The organism is Desulfovibrio sp. SGI.102 (genome assembly GCF_050314315.1).
In the GTDB taxonomy this organism is placed as follows: Bacteria; Desulfobacterota; Desulfovibrionia; order Desulfovibrionales; family Desulfovibrionaceae; genus Desulfovibrio.
Map to the genome: position 1 here is coordinate 14,957 of NZ_JBNPNC010000039.1, position 12,531 is coordinate 27,487.

Genomic DNA, 12,531 nt, shown 5'->3' on the forward strand with positions numbered 1-12,531 from the left:
GCCTTCCCCTCACTCCAGAGAGAACACGGCTTCGGCCAGGCAGGCATCGCCGTGCAGCAGACGGCAGCGGACCTCCGACGGCAGGGCGTCGCCCCTGTCTTCAGGCTCCATACGGCACAGCAGGTCGCTGTCAGGCAGGACGAAATGGCGGAAGCGTGCCCGGCGCACGGCACGGACACGACGGGACGGGAAGGCCTCTTCCACGGCCCGGCGCATGGCTTCCAAAAGGCAGGAACCGGGCACGCGGGGCGCACCGGGAAAATGGTCGGCCAGCAAAGGCGCATGGCCGGGAAAGCGCAGCACGGCCTCCAGGGGCGGCATCATTCGCCCCAGAGCAGATGCAGGGGACCGGCCGGAGCCAGTTTTTCCAGCGGGATGAAGACGCGCTGCGTCCCGGCGGCCCAGGGAGCCACCTGATAAGGCTGGAAGTAGACACGCACCCCGCCGGGCACCAGGGCCAGCGCGGAAAAATTGTCCGCCAGGGGCTCGGTGCCGTCGTGGATCATGCTGTCCACCCGGCCGCCGCCCAGACGGGTGGCAAGCTCCTTCCGGGACACGGCGGACATGATCTCCAGAGCCTTGTCCACGTTCTCGAAGATGTCCACCAGCCCCAGACGCTGGCCGGAAAGCAGGCTGTAGGTCAGCGGGATCACGTCCAGATTGCCGTGCGCGCCGCCGGTGTAGGTCCAGATCTCGAAAACGATGCTCAGGGCATTGGCCGAGGGACGCGTCAGGGTGTAGGAGCCTATGAGCTCGCAGGGCGGGAGTTCCTGCTCCTGCCACTCAAGGGCCAGCGGCGCCAGCTCGGCCTCGAAGGTCGAGGCGATGCGCTCCACCCAGTCGGCCACGTCGCGGTCCACGTCCTTGCGGCCCAGCATGGGATAGGTGACGGTGATGTCCGGCTTGCCCGGCCGGGAAACGCGGCGCAGGTTGCAATCCGTGACGGAGATGGGGGCAAGGGCGGGCTCGGGACGGGAGTCGGCCAGCATGGTGCCGTGCCCGTGCGCGGCGCTGGCCGTGGGACACAGATCAGGAGACAGTGCGAAGCACGACAGCAGGGCCGCCAGCACAAGCATGCGAGCGGACCGGCAACAGGATCCCGGCAGATGACGGAGATTCCCAGAGCTGAACATCATACCCCCCAGACGACGGAAAAAGAGATCGCGGCATGGCGCCGCAAGCTGCTTGTAGAGGGCTCCTGCGGCCCTGTCAAGCCTTGCGGGAGCAAATAAAAGGCCGGTCTGCCGACCCTGCGCGGACAGGGGGAAGACCGGCCGTGGGGAGCCTCTCCTCCAGACGGAGGCAAGGCCCTAATGATGCACGATATCCCGGACCTTGACGTGGAAGCCGTAACGCAGCTCGGCCACCAGGCGCCAGTGCCGCAGCAGGAGCAGGCCCGCCAGGATCAGGTACGTCCAGGCATAGAAGTTGTGCAGGCGCAGCGGGTCGTGGGGCAGGCCCAGCAGGGCTCCCAGCTGCACGTCATAGAAGGGCGAGAACAGCTGGGCCAGGAAGAACACCAGCAGGGCCGCCGCCTCGCGCAGGCCCAGGCGCAGGTCCAGCAGCAGGGCCACGGCAAAGATGGACTGGCCGGCCGTGAGGAAGATCTCCTGGAACTGGTGCGGGTCCAGGTTGATGGGGGTGGTGCCGCCGGAAGACACGGCGTAGACACCGGGGATCATGCCCACCAGCAGGGTCCACTGGTTGAGCTTGGAGGACAGCAGGCTGCCCAGGGCCAGACCGGCGTTGCCGCGGAAGGCGAACATCAGGGCCACGATGAATTCCGGCGCTTCGGAAGCGATGGGCGCCAGCCACTGCACCAGCAGGAACTCGTTGATGCCCAGGATCTTGCCGCTGGCCACCAGGCTTTCGCTGAAGGGTTCGGCGTTGAACAGGATCACCAGGGCCGCGAACAGGAACAGACCGGCCACGGCGCGCATGCGGGCGGGACGCGAGAGCTTGGCCAGGGTGGCCGCCGGGCCTTCGGGCTCTTCTTCCTCACAGGGACGGCGGGCGATGATGCACATGTAGCCCACATAGATGCCCAGGAAGACCACGCCGTCGAACAGGGTCAGGGAGCCCTTGAGCGGGATCAGCAGGGCATAGAGGGTGGCCATGCCCAGGAAGAGGATGTCGGTGCGCTTTTCTTCGTGCAGGGCCACATAATTATGGAAGCGGCCCGCGAAGATCAGCACGATGGCCGTCCAGCCGATACCGATGAGCAGCCGGTTGGCGCCCGTCATATTGGCGATGGCATAATGCGAGTAGGCGCTTTCGGGATGCTGGCCCGCCATCCAGGTAAAGTACATGTCCACGGCGTATTCGGGCAGCACGGCGATGAAGGCCACCACGGCCACGGCCACGGCCTGGGGGATGTCGAGCTGGGCCACTTCGCAGGCCCAGGTCAGCAGGAAAGACGCGCCCAGGATGGCCAGGCCGGCCAGTACGGCCACCAGCATGGGGGAAACGTCCGCAGGGGCAAGGCGCAGGGCCAGGCCCGGCAAGGTCATGAGGATAGCCAGAAGGTAGGGACGCAGGTCGCGCAAAGACATGACGGTCTCCTTGGCGGGGTTTGGGTTTTACACAAAAAAAAAGACCTTGGCTGCATGCAGTCATGCGGCCAAGGTCTCACTAGTCGGCAGGGCCAACGGCAGCACCAGACGTGATGTCAGGCTGTTGATGCTGCCAGGGTCTCAAGGACCCAGTTACTCCCCTTAGGTGCGGACAAAATAGTTGCTCTCTCTCCGCCTGTCAAGCCTGAATCCGCCTTTTCCGTCCCGTGGCCGTTCCCCGGATTGCAGGGCAGATGCCTCTCTGCTATGAGTAGCGTCATGAACATCATCTGCCCTCAATGCGGTTTCAGCCGTCCTTTCCCTCCCGATCGCGCTCCGGCGCATTCGGTGATCGCCACCTGCCCCCAGTGTTCCTGCCGCTTCCGCTTCCATCCCCAGGATGGCAGCAGCGAACAGCTTTCGCCCGTCCGCAATGAAGCCGCCCCGGCGGCCAGCGACCTGCCCCCCGGCGCCATCATCCCCGGCATGGGGGATGACGGGAAAGGCGGGGCCCCCTGCCGCCGCGAAGATCCCCGCGAGGAGATCCCGCCCTTCCGGCCCCGTGACCGGCAGGAAGAGCCCAAGCCGCAGGCAGACGACGAGCCGCTTGAAGATGACTTCCGGGACGACGACGCCGACGACGACCGCCCCGGCCTGCCTTCCGGCAACCCCTGGGACGTGGCGCCCGCGCCTTCGGGCTGGATGGTGGCCTTTTACCGTACGGCCACGCGCATCATGTTCGGCGCGCCGGCCTTCTTCAGCTGCCTGCGCCCGCATCGCCGCTCCCTGCGCGCCCTGAGCTTCTACCTGATCGTCAGCGTCATCCTTTCCGTGGTGCAGCTGCTCTGGATGCGCGGCATGACCTCCATGCTCGTGGACGGCGGCATGGACCCGCAGATGCAGCAGATGATGGCCAGCACCCTGGCCATCCATGAGAGCATGCCCCTGTTCGTGCTCAAGCAGGTGGCCTTCGTGACCCTGCAGCTGTATGTGCAAAGCGCCCTGCTCTATCTCATGTACCGGCTCATCCTGCGCGACAAGCCGGAATTCGACCTGATCTTCCAGGTCAGCGCCTACGGCTCGGCGCCCATGCTGCTGTGCGTCATCCCCGTGCTGGGAGCGCTCACCGGCCTGGTCTGGAGCCTGGCCTGCACCCTTGTGGGCTACAAGACCGTGCTGTGCCTGGACTGGAGCCAGACGTTGCTGGGCTACGCGCCCGTTTTCCTGCTGGAGATGTTCCTGCTCCTGCAAGTGATGCAGATGCTCTAGCCCCATATCGACCTGGCCTTTTCCCCCTCCGCCCGTGCCACCCATGAACGAAAACCCTTCCCAGCCCGTCCAGGACGCTCCCGCTCCTGGAGAAAAAAACGGTTTCGACCTCACCCGGCTGCTGCTGCCGGGAAGCATCGTCCTGGCCCTGTGCCTGCTGCTCTGCATCTGGCTGTGCATCGACATCTTCATCTGGCCGCTGGGCACGCGCCAGCGCATCCTCATGTGCCTGCTGCTGTTTGCCCTGCTCCTGCTGCTGGGCCTGGGCGCCTGCCTGTGGCGCGGCATCTACCTGCCCCTGCTCACGGCCCTGCGCGAACTGGGCCCCGATGCCGACGGACGCATGCCGCAGGGCTCGCCCGTGCCCGCCATCACCTGCCGCATCCGCCGCATGCACGAGAACATGCAGCGCACCCGCCTGGCCCTTGAGGAAAGCCACGAGAACCTGCGCCAAAACCTGCGCCAGACCGAAAAGATGGCCCTGGTGGGCAAACTGGCCGCCGGGGTGGCCCACTCCATCCGCAACCCGCTGACGGGCCTCAAGCTGCGCCTGTTCTCCTTCACCCGGGGCATGGAGCTTTCCCCGGCCCAGCAGGAAGACGTGCAGGCCATGAACGAGGCCGTGCGGCACATGGAAGCCATCACCAGCAATTTTCTGGAATTTTCGCGCCGTCCGCGCCTGAGCAAGGAGCCGCTGGACATGAGCGAGGTGCTGGACCGCACCCTCATCCTGCTGCAACCGCGCATGGAAGCCTACAAGGTGACCCTGCGCCGCACGCGGCACGCGCCCCTGCCCCGGGTGGACGGCGATGCCGAACAGCTGCGCGAGGCTCTGGCCAACCTCATCATCAATGCCTGCGAAGCCGCCGGTACCGACGGGGAAGTGCGCATCAGCGAAGAGCGCGGCCGCCTGGCCCCGCTGGGGCCCGTGGTGGTCATCCGCATCGAGGACAGCGGCCCCGGCGTGCCCGAAGAGCTGCACGAGGTCATCTTCCAGCCCTTCATGAGCACCAAGGTGGAGGGCACGGGCCTGGGCCTGCCCATCGCCCGGCGCATCTTTGAAGAACACGGCGGCTGGCTGCACCTGCACAACGCACCGGGACACGGGGCCAGCTTCGTCATGGTACTGCCTGTCCGCAAGGGGGACGACGTATGGCTGAGATCCTCATAGTCGACGACGACCACCACCTGCGTCAGGGCTTCCAGCGCCTGCTGGACGCCGAAGGCTACGAGACGCGCACCGCCGCCTCGGCCGAGGAGGCCCTGAACCTCATGCGGGAAAGGATGCCGCAATGCGTGGTCATGGACGTGCGCATGCCCGGCATGGACGGTCTGGAAGCGCTCAAGCGGATGCGTGCCCTGGAGGGCTGTCCGCCGGTGGTCATCATGACGGCCTATTCCACCACCGAGACCGCCATCGAAGCCACCCGGCTGGGGGCCTTCGACTACATGCTCAAGCCCTTCGACATCCCGCAGGTGCTGGAGCTGCTGCAACGGGCCCTGGCCGCGGGCGAGAGCCAGCGCCGCCACGAGGCCCAGTCCGCCGAGGAGGCTCTGGGCGAAGAGGACGACATCCGCCTGGTGGGGCATACGCCCCCCATGCAGGAGCTGTACAAGGCCATCGGCCGCGTGGCGCCCACCGATGCCCTGGTGCTGATCCGGGGCGAATCCGGCACGGGCAAGGAGCTGGTGGCCAATGCCATCTGGCGCTACAGTCCGCGCTCCCGCCGCCCGTTCTCGGTCATCAACTGCGTGGCCATCCCCGACACCCTGCTGGAGAGCGAACTTTTCGGTTATGAACGCGGGGCCTTCACCGGCGCGCAGCACCGCCGCATCGGCCGTATCGAACAGGCCGCGGGCGGCACCATCTTCCTGGACGAGATCGGCGACATGCCGCCGGGCATCCAGGCCAAACTGCTGCGCCTGCTGCAGGAAAAACAGATCCAGCGTCTGGGCGGGCATGACTCCATCGACGTGGACGTGCGCATCATCGCCGCCACCAACGCCAATCTGGAGCAGGCCGTGGCCGACGGGCGTTTCCGCGAGGACCTTTACTACCGTCTCAAGGTGGTGACCCTCCGGACCCCGCCGCTGCGCGAACGGCGCGAGGACATCCCGGCCCTGGCGGCCTTTTTGCTGCACCGGCAGGCCGCCGAGCTGCACCGGCCCGATCCCGGTCTGGAAGAAGAGGCCCTGCGCTATCTGGCCGGTCTGGACTGGCCCGGCAACGTGCGCGAACTTTCCAATGCCCTGCAAAAGGCCCTGGTCTTCAACAGCGGCGCCCCGGTGAGCATCCGCGACCTGCAGCTGGTGCTGGATTCCCCGGCAGTGCATCCCCCCGCGGCGGGCCTCAGCATCAACGGCAACGGCGATACCGGCCCTGCCCCGGGCGTACGCCGCTCCCCCGTCGGCACCGGGAACGGCTTCCACGAAGGGGAAGCTCCTGTCGAAGACGCCCCGGCTTCTGCTGGCGTACCTCACAACGACGAACAGCGCAGCCTGGCCAGCATCGTCACGGCCTGCCTCCGGTCCGGCGATCCTTCGCCCTTCGACACCTGCATGGACATCATGGGCAGGGCCGTGGTGCGCGAGGCCCTGCGCCAGTGCCGGGGCAACCGCTCGCAGGCGGCCCGCCTGCTGGGCCTTTCCCGCCCCACCCTGCTGGCGCGCATGGAAAAATACGGCCTGAAGATCGAGACCCGCATCAGCGACGAATGAGGGCCGCGGGACAAACGCCCGTCACCGCTTCAATGCTCCGCCATCCCAGGGCCTGCCGGTCTCCGGCGGGCCTTCTTTTTTGCCTGTCGGCACGGCGGCCTTCCCGACACACCCCGGTACGGATGTCCCGCCCGAAAACGTCCCGCCGTACGCGCGTGAGGCTCCCTCCGCCATGCCCTGCCACGCCCTCAGCCCCCAGGCACAGCCCCAAACGACCCGCCCGGTGACGGCACCTTCCCCCGCCGCACGGTTTTGCGGCATGGCAAGGCCAACTTTCCCGGCCAACGGGCACAAAAAAAGGCGCCGCCCCGAAGGGCAGCGCCTAGAAAAGTCAGGACCGGCCGAACTTACTTGTTCAGGCAGCAGACGTCGTCCACCTTGAAGAAGGCAGCGGCCTTGGCGCCACACACGGGGCAGCTGTCACAGGGGCCTTCGTGGGTGTAGCCGCAGACCTTGCAGACGTAGAAGTCGACGTTGTCGAAAGCGTGGTTGTCAGCGGCAGCCTTCTTGTACAGGTTGGCGTGCACTTCTTCCACCTTGTTCACCATGTCCATGTACTTGGCCACGGCGGTCTGGCCTTCGGCTTCGGCTTCCTTGATCATTTCAGGATACATCTTGGTGAACTCGTAGGTCTCACCACCGATGGCGTCCTGCAGGTTGGCGGCGGTGTCGCCGATCTTGCCAGCGTTCTTCAGATGGGTGTGGGCGTGGATGGTTTCGGCGGCGGCAGCGGCGCGGAACACCTTGGCCACACCGGACAGGCCTTCCTTGTCGGCAGCCTGGGCGTAGGCGAGGTATTTGCGGTTGGCCTGGGATTCACCGGCGAAAGCAGCCATCAGGTTTTCGAGAGTCTTGCTCATTGTGGTTCTCCTTGGGGGGTATATGTTCAAAAAAATGTTGTCTCAATCAGGAACGATTCCTGTTTACAGAAAATTCATGCCTTTGTAAAGCATTTTTTTGCGTATTTTTATTTCCGCCTCCAATAAATAAGGCCCGAATGGCCCGCGTCAATGTCCCGGAGCCGGATTAGCACCGTCTTTCCTGCACAAAAACGCCCTTTGTTCCATGCCCTGTCCGCAAAGCTTGCGAGCCGGGCCAAGGCAGGCTAAAAAAACGGCATGACAGCGACCACATCCCTTGCACAAGCCCTTTCGGCCCAGGACATCATCCGCCATTATGACCTGATGCCCCACGTGGAAGGCGGCCACTACCGGCGCGTCTGGTGCAGCTCGCAGGATCTGCAGCCCGAGAGCCTTCCCTGCGGCATCTACGGCAGCCGCCCGTGCAGCACGAGCATCCTGTATCTGTTGCAGGCGGGCGAGCGCTCACGCCTGCACCGCATCCGCCAGGATGAGTTATGGCATTTCCATCTGGGCGGCCCTTTGCGCCTGTACTGCCTGACCCCTGACGGCAAGGAGCTGGACAGGATACTGGGGGCCGACATCCTGGCCGGCCAGCATCTGCTGCTGCCCATGCCCGGCGGCTGCTGGTTCGGCGCCGAACCCTGCCCGGGGACGGATTTTTCCCTGGTCTCCTGTACGGTGGCGCCGGGCTTCGATTTTCGTGACTTCGAGCTGGCCAAGGCGGCCTGTCTGGTACGCCGCTATCCTTTTGCCAAAGAAGGCATCGAACATTTTTGCCGGCTGCCTGACGGCTGTCCCGATCCCGGGAAAGGCTGCCGGGGATGAGCCGCTTCCCCATCCCCGCGGCCGATGCCGCCGCCCCCTTCCAGACCGAGATCATCATCCGGCGCAGCCGTTTTTTGACCCACTGCGCGCATACGCCCGGCATGGAAGCCGCCCGCGCCTTCGTGGAGCAGATCCGCACCAAACACGCCGACGCCACCCACAACTGCTGGGCTTTCGTGGCCGGGGCTCCGGGACACAGCGGCCAGGTGGGCTTCTCGGATGACGGCGAACCGCACGGCACGGCCGGGCGCCCCATGCTGCAGGTGCTGCTGCATTGCGGCGTGGGCGAGATCACCATGGTGGTCACGCGCTGGTTCGGCGGCGTCAAACTGGGCACCGGCGGCCTGGTGCGCGCCTATCAGGATTCGGTGCGCGAGAACCTGGCCACCCTGCCGCTGGCTGAAAAAGTGCCTACCGTGGAGCTGGACGTGCAGCTGGACTATGCCCATCTGGACCGCCTGCACCGCCTGCTGCCCACCTTCGAGGCCCGCGTCTGCGCCGAGGCCTACGATCAGGCCGCCCGGGTACGCATCTGCCTGCCCGAGGCCCTGCGCGGCCCCTTCGAGGAAGCCATCGCCGGACGTACCGACGGCCGCGCCCGCTGTACGCCGGTCGAGGAAGCGTGAGGCAGGGGGCTGCCGCAAGACACGTCCTGCCGTCCCCCTCAAAGCGTCTCCGGCATATCCACAAGAAGGCTTCCCGCCCGAGCCGGCCCGCGCACCCGGCAGGCGCAGGCCCGTCCGCCTTTTCAGGCACGCTCCTTCCAGGGGAAGATGGCCAGCAGTCCCCGACCGGGATACGGCCCCCCCCAATATAAAAATAAGCCCCGCCTGCTGTCCGGCAGACGGGGCTCGTCCATTCTTCCAACTCGGCGGGAGGAGATCCGTTCTCCCCCGGCAGCGTCCTTACTGTATCACCTTCACCGGTACATCGGGAGCCAGGCGCACGATACCGTCGATGATGACCTGTTCCCCGGCCTTGAGCTCGCCTTCCACCACGCTGATGTCGCCAGACTCAAAGAGGATGTTCACCTTGCGGTAAGAGGCCTTGCCGTCGGCACCGGCCACATAGAGGTAATTTTCCTCACGGCCGCTCTGCACGGCCCGGCTGGGGATGGCCAGGGCCTGGCGCGCCATGCCCAGCGGCAGTTCCACGGTCACGAACTGGCCGGGCCAGAGGCGACGGTTCTCATTGTCGAAGGTGGCACGCAGCTGGATGGTGCCGGTGGTGGTATCCACGCTGTTTTCCACCAAGGTCAGCAGGCCCTTTTCGGTCTGCCCGCCCGTGGGGGTCACGTCCACTTCCACAGGTCCGGCATGCATGCGGTCGAGGATCAGGGAAAGATGCCGCTCCGGCACCGAAAAGGTCACATAGATGGGCGAAAGGGTGTCGATGCTGACGATGGGGGTGGTATCGGAGCTGCGCACCATATTGCCCTTGTCCACCTTGAGACCGCCCACACGACCGCTGATGGGCGCGCGCAGGGTACAGTAGGAAAGGTCGAGGGCGGCGCTTTCCACCGCGGCCTTGTCGGCCTGCACGGTGGCGCGCAGGGCCGCGGCCTCGGTGGCGGTCTGCTCGTAGGCCTCGCGGCTCACATAGCCGTTGCCCACCAGCTTGCCGTAACGGCCCGCATCGTTAGTGGCCTTGTGCAGCTGGGCCTCGGACTTGGCCAGCTGGCCCTTCTTTTCGCGCAGGGTGGCTTCAAAGGGTCGCGTATCGATGGTCAGCAGCACATCGCCTTCCTTCACGTCCTGGCCTTCCGTAAAATGCACCTTTTCTATCTCGCCGGTCACACGGGGAGTGAGCCCCACACTGGCGGAAGCCTTGACGTTGCCCACAGCGCCGAGCACGCGCGGCACGTCCTGCGGCTGTACCGTCATCACATGCACGGGCGCGGCCTGTCTGCCGCCCTGTCCGTCCTTGTCGCCGGAACAGGAGGCCAGCACGGGGACGAGCAGCAGCAGGAAGATGGCAAGATGTTTCATGGCAGCCCTCACGATTTTCTGAATGATGCCTCAAAAACGTTGCACACCAGACACATCGCGTCAAGAAAACAAATGTGTGGTCCTGCCCGGGAGCGCTTGCCCTCCCTGCCTTCCCGGACGGACAGCGGCCCCGGGACAATTGACTTTCCCCCCTGTGCGGGCATAATAATCCCGCGGCGGGAGAGCCCGCGAACTCATCCGAAATTTCCGATGCTGGAGGCACAAGAATTGGCAAAAAACCGCGCATTGCAACAGTGGCGGGTGGAAGATTCCATCGAACTGTACGGTATCCGCAACTGGGGAGCCGGCTTTTTTACGGTGTCCGATGAAGGGGACGTGGTCGTCTGCCCGCAGGGCCCAAAGGGCCCGCAGATCTCCATACCGGAGATCATCTCCGGCTTGCGTGAACGCGGCTATGACATGCCCGTGCTGCTGCGCGTGGAAAACATCCTGGACTCCCGTATCGCCAGCCTGCACGAGTCCTTCCGCAAGGCCATCAAGAACCTGAACTATCAGGGCGAGTACCGCGGCGTCTTCCCCATCAAGGTCAACCAGCAGCAACAGGTGGTGGAAAAGATCGCCCAGTTCGGCTCCCGCTACCATCACGGTCTGGAAGTGGGCTCCAAGGCGGAGCTCATCGCCGCCGTCTCCCTGATGCGCGATACCGAAGCCTGCATCGTCTGCAACGGCTACAAGGATGAGGAGTTCATCGACCTGGGCCTGCAGGCCCAGCGCCTGGGCTTCAACCTCTTCTTCGTGCTGGAGATGCCCAGCGAACTGGACGTTCTGCTCTCCCGCAGCCGTGAACTGGGCATCCGCCCCAACATCGGCGTGCGCGCCAAGCTCTCGGTCAAGGCCAGCGGCCACTGGACCGACTCCGGTGGCGAGCGCTCCACCTTCGGCCTTTCCCCGGCCCAGATCGTGGACGTGGTGGACAAGCTCAAGGCCTGCGACATGCTGGACTGCTTCCGCCTGCTGCACTACCACCTGGGCTCGCAGGTCTCCAACATCCGCGACATCCGCACCGGCGTCATGGAAGGCGCGCGCCTTTATGTGGGCCTGGTGCAGGAAGGCGCGCCCATGGGCTACCTTGACCTGGGCGGCGGTCTGGCCGTGGACTACGACGGCTCGCACACCAATTACATCTCGTCGCGCAACTACAATCTGGACGAATACAGCGCCGACATCGTGGAAGCCATCATGAGCATCCTCGACGAGCAGCAGGTGCCGCACCCGCACATCATCACCGAATCCGGCCGCGCCACCGTGGCCTACTATTCCGTGCTGCTGTTCAACGTGCTGGACGTGAGCGCCGTGGAAGAGGCCCAGCTGCCCGCCGAGCTGCCCGAAGACACCCCCGAGCCCGTGCTGAACATGCGCGAGGTCTACGGCAACATCAGCCTGCGCAACCTGCAGGAATGCTACAACGACGCCATCTACTACCGTGACGAGATGCGCAAGCTCTTCTCCACGGGCCGCGTGAACCTGCGCCAGCGTACCCTTTCGGAGCGTTTCTTCTGGGCCATCATCATGCGCATCGCCCAGGAAAAGGTGAAGCTCAAGACCGTGCCCCGCGACCTGCAGGACATCGACGTGAGCCTGGCCGACATCTACTACGGCAACTTCAGCGTCTTCCAGTCCCTGCCGGACAGCTGGGCCATCGACCAGCTCTTCCCGGTGATGCCGGTGCACCGCCTCAACGAGTTCCCCTCGCGCCAAGGCATCATCTCGGACATCACCTGTGACTCTGACGGCCGCATCGACCACTTCATCGACCCGCAGGGCCTCAAGACCACCCTGGACCTGCATCCCCTGAAGGACGGCGAGGAATACTATCTGGGCGTCTTCCTGGTGGGTGCCTATCAGGAGACTTTGGGCGACCTGCACAACCTCATGGGCGATACCAACGTGGTCTCCATCCGCGTCGATCCCGACGGCGGCTATGAGTACGTGCGCGAGATCCGGGGCGACTCCGTGGCCGACATCCTGAGCTATGTGGAATACGACCCCCGCCGTATCCTGGACGACCTGCGCGCCACGGCCGAACGCGCCGTGCGGGCCGGACGCCTGACCCCCAGCGACCGCTTTGCCGTGCTCCAGGCTTTTGAAGACGGCCTGCGCGGCTACACCTATTTCGAACGCTAGGAAAGAGGGCGCTCGCAGGGGAAGGGACCTTTTCCCGGAGCTGGAAAGCCCCTCTCCTTGCGCCTCTCCAAAGCGCTTTCTGCAAACGTCGAACGCCCGGCATTTCCTGCCGGGCGTTCTTGTTTTGCCGCACGGGACGCGCCACACGAAGACAGCCAGATCGCACGCCGA

11 protein-coding genes are annotated in these 12,531 nt (G+C 65.2%); 6 read left to right on the forward strand and 5 right to left on the reverse strand.

Translation table 11 applies throughout. The annotated features are described in order from the left end of the window. Nucleotides 1-9: 9 nt before the first annotated feature. The 3 genes from ACQRCJ_RS09035 to ACQRCJ_RS09045 all read right to left on the reverse strand — a co-directional run bounded on the left by ACQRCJ_RS09035 (nucleotide 10) and on the right by ACQRCJ_RS09045 (nucleotide 2,552). On the reverse strand, nucleotides 10-324 hold the full coding sequence (locus tag ACQRCJ_RS09035; RefSeq protein WP_204625061.1) for a hypothetical protein: 315 nt from the start codon (nucleotides 322-324) through the stop codon (nucleotides 10-12). Next, on the reverse strand, nucleotides 321-1,076 hold the full coding sequence (locus ACQRCJ_RS09040) for a DUF3298 and DUF4163 domain-containing protein (protein ID WP_321031759.1): 756 nt from the start codon (nucleotides 1,074-1,076) through the stop codon (nucleotides 321-323). The genes ACQRCJ_RS09035 and ACQRCJ_RS09040 overlap by 4 nt, the downstream gene beginning before the upstream one ends. 234 nt (nucleotides 1,077-1,310) lie before the next feature. Then, the gene (locus ACQRCJ_RS09045; protein WP_427799663.1) at nucleotides 1,311-2,552 is read right to left on the reverse strand and encodes a sodium:calcium antiporter; all 1,242 of its coding nucleotides are present in this window, start codon (nucleotides 2,550-2,552) and stop codon (nucleotides 1,311-1,313) included. A 279-nt stretch (nucleotides 2,553-2,831) separates the two neighbouring features. Between ACQRCJ_RS09045 and ACQRCJ_RS09050 the strand changes: the two genes are divergently transcribed. Genes ACQRCJ_RS09050 through ACQRCJ_RS09060 form a run of 3 tightly spaced genes read left to right on the forward strand, consistent with a single transcriptional unit; the run spans nucleotide 2,832 to nucleotide 6,539 of the window. Further along, the gene (locus ACQRCJ_RS09050; protein ID WP_427799664.1) at nucleotides 2,832-3,821 is read left to right on the forward strand and encodes a YIP1 family protein; all 990 of its coding nucleotides are present in this window, start codon (nucleotides 2,832-2,834) and stop codon (nucleotides 3,819-3,821) included. A 43-nt stretch (nucleotides 3,822-3,864) separates the two neighbouring features. Beyond that, nucleotides 3,865-4,992, forward strand: a complete 1,128-nt coding sequence (locus ACQRCJ_RS09055) for a sensor histidine kinase (RefSeq protein ID WP_168935506.1) — start codon at nucleotides 3,865-3,867, stop codon at nucleotides 4,990-4,992. After that, nucleotides 4,974-6,539, forward strand: a complete 1,566-nt coding sequence (locus ACQRCJ_RS09060) for a sigma-54-dependent transcriptional regulator (protein ID WP_303996040.1) — start codon at nucleotides 4,974-4,976, stop codon at nucleotides 6,537-6,539. The genes ACQRCJ_RS09055 and ACQRCJ_RS09060 overlap by 19 nt, the downstream gene beginning before the upstream one ends. Nucleotides 6,540-6,886: 347 nt before the next feature. Here ACQRCJ_RS09060 and ACQRCJ_RS09065 read toward each other — a convergent pair whose 3' ends face one another. Further along, nucleotides 6,887-7,399 (reverse strand): rubrerythrin family protein, encoded by a 513-nt coding sequence (locus ACQRCJ_RS09065; RefSeq protein WP_303931645.1) that lies wholly within the window; start codon nucleotides 7,397-7,399, stop codon nucleotides 6,887-6,889. Between the two features lie 258 nt (nucleotides 7,400-7,657). Between ACQRCJ_RS09065 and ACQRCJ_RS09070 the strand changes: the two genes are divergently transcribed. Together ACQRCJ_RS09070 and ACQRCJ_RS09075 are read left to right on the forward strand one after the other, a co-directional pair. Continuing rightward, complete coding sequence (locus ACQRCJ_RS09070; protein ID WP_337393028.1) at nucleotides 7,658-8,227, forward strand: cupin domain-containing protein; 570 nt, start codon at nucleotides 7,658-7,660, stop codon at nucleotides 8,225-8,227. Then, the gene (locus ACQRCJ_RS09075; RefSeq protein ID WP_168935502.1) at nucleotides 8,224-8,853 is read left to right on the forward strand and encodes a YigZ family protein; all 630 of its coding nucleotides are present in this window, start codon (nucleotides 8,224-8,226) and stop codon (nucleotides 8,851-8,853) included. The genes ACQRCJ_RS09070 and ACQRCJ_RS09075 overlap by 4 nt, the downstream gene beginning before the upstream one ends. A 279-nt stretch (nucleotides 8,854-9,132) precedes the next feature. Here the strand turns inward: ACQRCJ_RS09075 and ACQRCJ_RS09080 are convergent, their stop codons facing one another. Continuing rightward, a complete protein-coding gene (locus tag ACQRCJ_RS09080; protein WP_168935501.1) occupies nucleotides 9,133-10,215 on the reverse strand; it encodes an efflux RND transporter periplasmic adaptor subunit in 1,083 nt (360 codons plus the stop codon). Nucleotides 10,216-10,443: 228 nt separating this feature from the next. Here ACQRCJ_RS09080 and speA point away from each other — a divergent pair, with 228 nt between their 5' ends. After that, a complete protein-coding gene (gene speA, locus ACQRCJ_RS09085) occupies nucleotides 10,444-12,360 on the forward strand; it encodes a biosynthetic arginine decarboxylase (protein WP_204626192.1) in 1,917 nt (638 codons plus the stop codon). Nucleotides 12,361-12,531 lie beyond the last annotated feature (171 nt).

Coding starts and splice junctions, on each gene's coding strand:
- ACQRCJ_RS09035 (WP_204625061.1), bottom strand. CDS start 324: ATGATGCCGCCCCTGGAGGCCGTGCTGCGCTTTCCCGGCCATGCGCCT.
- ACQRCJ_RS09040 (WP_321031759.1), bottom strand. CDS start 1,076: ATGCTTGTGCTGGCGGCCCTGCTGTCGTGCTTCGCACTGTCTCCTGAT.
- ACQRCJ_RS09045 (WP_427799663.1), bottom strand. CDS start 2,552: ATGTCTTTGCGCGACCTGCGTCCCTACCTTCTGGCTATCCTCATGACC.
- ACQRCJ_RS09050 (WP_427799664.1), top strand. CDS start 2,832: ATGAACATCATCTGCCCTCAATGCGGTTTCAGCCGTCCTTTCCCTCCC.
- ACQRCJ_RS09055 (WP_168935506.1), top strand. CDS start 3,865: ATGAACGAAAACCCTTCCCAGCCCGTCCAGGACGCTCCCGCTCCTGGA.
- ACQRCJ_RS09060 (WP_303996040.1), top strand. CDS start 4,974: ATGGCTGAGATCCTCATAGTCGACGACGACCACCACCTGCGTCAGGGC.
- ACQRCJ_RS09065 (WP_303931645.1), bottom strand. CDS start 7,399: ATGAGCAAGACTCTCGAAAACCTGATGGCTGCTTTCGCCGGTGAATCC.
- ACQRCJ_RS09070 (WP_337393028.1), top strand. CDS start 7,658: ATGACAGCGACCACATCCCTTGCACAAGCCCTTTCGGCCCAGGACATC.
- ACQRCJ_RS09075 (WP_168935502.1), top strand. CDS start 8,224: ATGAGCCGCTTCCCCATCCCCGCGGCCGATGCCGCCGCCCCCTTCCAG.
- ACQRCJ_RS09080 (WP_168935501.1), bottom strand. CDS start 10,215: ATGAAACATCTTGCCATCTTCCTGCTGCTGCTCGTCCCCGTGCTGGCC.